5 protein-coding genes are annotated in these 2,830 nt (G+C 67.2%); 3 read left to right on the forward strand and 2 right to left on the reverse strand.

Annotated elements, in window-relative coordinates; all coding sequences use genetic code 11:
- Together JCM9942_RS13380 and JCM9942_RS13385 are read right to left on the reverse strand one after the other, a co-directional pair.
- A partial coding sequence (locus JCM9942_RS13380; protein WP_425478356.1) for a DUF1700 domain-containing protein occupies positions 1 to 314 on the reverse strand: 314 nt, incomplete at its 3' end.
- A complete protein-coding gene (locus JCM9942_RS13385) occupies positions 314 to 676 on the reverse strand; it encodes a PadR family transcriptional regulator (RefSeq protein WP_054660281.1) in 363 nt (120 codons plus the stop codon). The genes JCM9942_RS13380 and JCM9942_RS13385, both read right to left, overlap by 1 nt.
- Positions 677 to 828: 152 nt before the next feature.
- Between JCM9942_RS13385 and JCM9942_RS13390 the strand changes: the two genes are divergently transcribed.
- The 3 genes from JCM9942_RS13390 to JCM9942_RS13400 all read left to right on the forward strand — a co-directional run bounded on the left by JCM9942_RS13390 (position 829) and on the right by JCM9942_RS13400 (position 2,572).
- Positions 829 to 1,743, forward strand: a complete 915-nt coding sequence (locus JCM9942_RS13390) for a peptidylprolyl isomerase (RefSeq protein ID WP_054660283.1) — start codon at positions 829 to 831, stop codon at positions 1,741 to 1,743.
- A 24-nt stretch (positions 1,744 to 1,767) separates the two neighbouring features.
- Positions 1,768 to 2,010: a DUF1653 domain-containing protein gene (locus JCM9942_RS13395; RefSeq protein WP_054660286.1), complete on the forward strand. Its 243-nt coding sequence runs from the start codon at positions 1,768 to 1,770 to the stop codon at positions 2,008 to 2,010.
- A gap of 268 nt (positions 2,011 to 2,278) precedes the next feature.
- Positions 2,279 to 2,572: a hypothetical protein gene (locus JCM9942_RS13400; protein ID WP_054660288.1), complete on the forward strand. Its 294-nt coding sequence runs from the start codon at positions 2,279 to 2,281 to the stop codon at positions 2,570 to 2,572.
- Positions 2,573 to 2,830: the final 258 nt, after the last annotated feature.

Raw genomic sequence — 2,830 nt, forward strand, 5'->3', positions numbered from 1 at the left:
GCCGCCGCCATCACCGGCACCACCGGTCCAGCGCTGGCACGCGGCGTGCGCAGGGCGCGGTTCACCGTCACTTCGGTCTCGCGGTAGATCTCGGCCACTTCCTCCGGTGCGCCGTAGCTGCCGGCGACCCCGGCGATCACCTCGGCCTCGCTCTTGCCCGGCTGCTCGGCCAGTTCCGAGCGCAGGTATTCCTCGGCGTCGTACAGCGCGTCCTGGATCATCGCCGGGTCCGCGCCGGCCAGCGCCGTGCGCAACTGCTCCAGGTATTCGGGAATCGTCGTCGGCAGCTGCCGCGCGGTGTTTTCGATGTTCATCAGTTGATTCCTTCCAGTACGGACTCGACCGAGTCGCGGGTGGCCTTCCAGGCGGCGATCCACTGCCGCAGAACGGCACGACCGTCGTCATTGATGCGGTAATAGCGGCGCGGTGGACCGGCCACCGACGGTTCAACGTGACTTTCCAGCAGCCCGGCGCCTTCCAGATTGCGCAGTACCGGGTACAGCGCGCTCTGCTTGCCGCTGAGCACCCCTTCGCCCACGCGCTCGAGTTCCTTGGCGATCAGGTAGCCGTACAGCGGCTCGGGCGCCTTGGCCAGCACCGCCAGCAACGCCAGCGACACCGTGCCGGTACTGAGTTCTTTCTGGAACTTGCGTAGCTGGGCATCAAGCTCACTCATGGCCCTCACTCCTGCACACTAGCCTGAAGGCAACACTAGTGTTTAGTTCGCTATAGTGAATGTGCCGATAGTCACCCCATCCTGCGCATGGACTGGCCGCGGGGCCCGGCGATCCCGCAGAATCGGCCAACACCCGTTCAGGAAAGTGCCCGATGACGCTTCGCCGTTCGCTGTTGACCCTGGCCTTGGCCCTGTCTCCGCTTCCGCTGCTGGCCGCCGACGCCCCGGCCAAATACCGCAGCGCGCAGGAGATCATCGACGCCTCACCGGCCAGCGACTGGCACACGCCGGCGCCGGAAAACCTCCTCTATATGGACGTGGACGGCGGCCGGGTGATCATCGAGCTGGCGCCGGACTTCGCCCCCGAACACGTCGGCAACATCCGCACCCTGGCGCGCGAGCACTTCTGGGACGGGCTGAGCATCTACCGCGCGCAGGACAATTTCGTGGTCCAGTTCGGCGATGCCGAGGCCGATGACGCCGCCAAGGCCAGGTCCATGGGCAGCGCCAGAACCCACCTGCCGGCCGAATTCCAGCGCCCCGCCCAAGGCCTGGCCTTCACCGCCCTGCCCGACCGCGATGGTTGGGCCACACAGACCGGCTTTGTCGGTGACTTCGCCGTCGGCAGCGATGGCCAGCACAGCTGGCTGGCGCACTGCTATGGCGCGCTCGGAGCCGGCCGCAACAACGCCGAGGACAGCAGCCTCGGCGCCGAGCTGTATGTCGTCATCGGCCAGTCGCCGCGCCAGCTGGACCGCAACATCACCCTGGTCGGCCGTGTGCTCAAGGGCATGGAGCTGCTCAGCGCGATCCAGCGCGGCCCCGAGCCGATGGGCTTCTACGACGATGCCGCGCAGCGCACACCGATCAAGGCCATCACCCTGGCCAGCACCTTGCCGGTCGAGCAGCGCGTGCCGCTGCAGGTGCTGCGCACCGATTCGAAAACCTTCGCCGCCACCGTGGAAGCCCGCCGCAACCGCGTCGATGGTTTCTACAAACGCGCCGCCGGGCATATCGACCTGTGCAACATCCCGCTGCCGGTGCGCGTTGGCAGCGCCGTGAAGTAATTCCCCCACCGATTGAGAACCACTATGTCCGAGCTCGCCCCCGCCCCCGAACTGGCCCCCGGCCGCTACCGCCACTACAAGGGCATGGACTACGAGGTCCTTGGCGTCGCCCGCCACAGCGAAACCCTGGAGCCGGTCGTGGTCTACCGTGCGCTCTACGGTGAAGGCGGACTGTGGGTGCGGCCGTACGCGATGTTCTGCGAAACCGTGGTCATCGACGGCCAGCCGGTGCGCCGTTTCGCGCCACTGGCGTCCCCCGCCGGATAAGCGCGGCGCCTAGTCCGGCATGGGTGTACCGCCGCGCGGCGGTCGCCCCCGCAGGCGGATGGGGACACGCCTGAAGGCGTCCATCCCAACGTACGCGAGCGCTCGTCCACTGCACTGCAACAGGCTCCCCGCACCGGTCAGAACCGCCTGCACCGCATGCGGGCCCGGCAAACACCCCGGTATGAAGCGCCGCGATTTCCCACGTGCGCTTCACCCGTCCTTTTCCGCGCCGTACCTATGCTGGCGCTCCATTGCCCGGAGGTTCCCAATGCCCATCCTGCGTATCCGCATTACCGGCAGCGCCGACGACGCGCGTGCCATCAGCAACCTGCTGTCCAGCCTGGAGGGCGTCGAACACATCGAGGAAACCGACGATCTGATGCCCCATCTGGATGATGAGGACTCCAGCTCGGCAGGGCTGTCCGATGAACATGGCCCGGGAATCCATGAACTGGAAATCGAAGTCGGCAACGCCGCCACCTCCCAGAACGTGCATCTGGCGGTAGAGCGGCTCGCTCGGACGCTGGATGTTTTTGTCGAATACGAGCACGACGAAGGCTGACCGCGCCGCCAGCTCATGGCGGCAATACCGGCGTCATGCCACCACGGGGATGCCCCTGGCTTCGCGGGGGCTCCCGGGCAGCGGCCGGTTGGCCTGCGGGCCACCCCGGCAGCGCTACACCAACCAACGGCAGGTGCGGCCGCCACCACAGCACCTATGCTGGCAGACATCAATCGCCCCATAGGATCACCGATGCGCAAGCACCTGCTCGCCGCCGCCCTGCTCGCCAGCCTTGCCGGCTGCCAGAGTGGCGAAGCC

Source organism: Stenotrophomonas pictorum JCM 9942, from assembly GCF_001310775.1.
Taxonomy (GTDB): Bacteria; Pseudomonadota; Gammaproteobacteria; order Xanthomonadales; family Xanthomonadaceae; genus Stenotrophomonas; species Stenotrophomonas pictorum.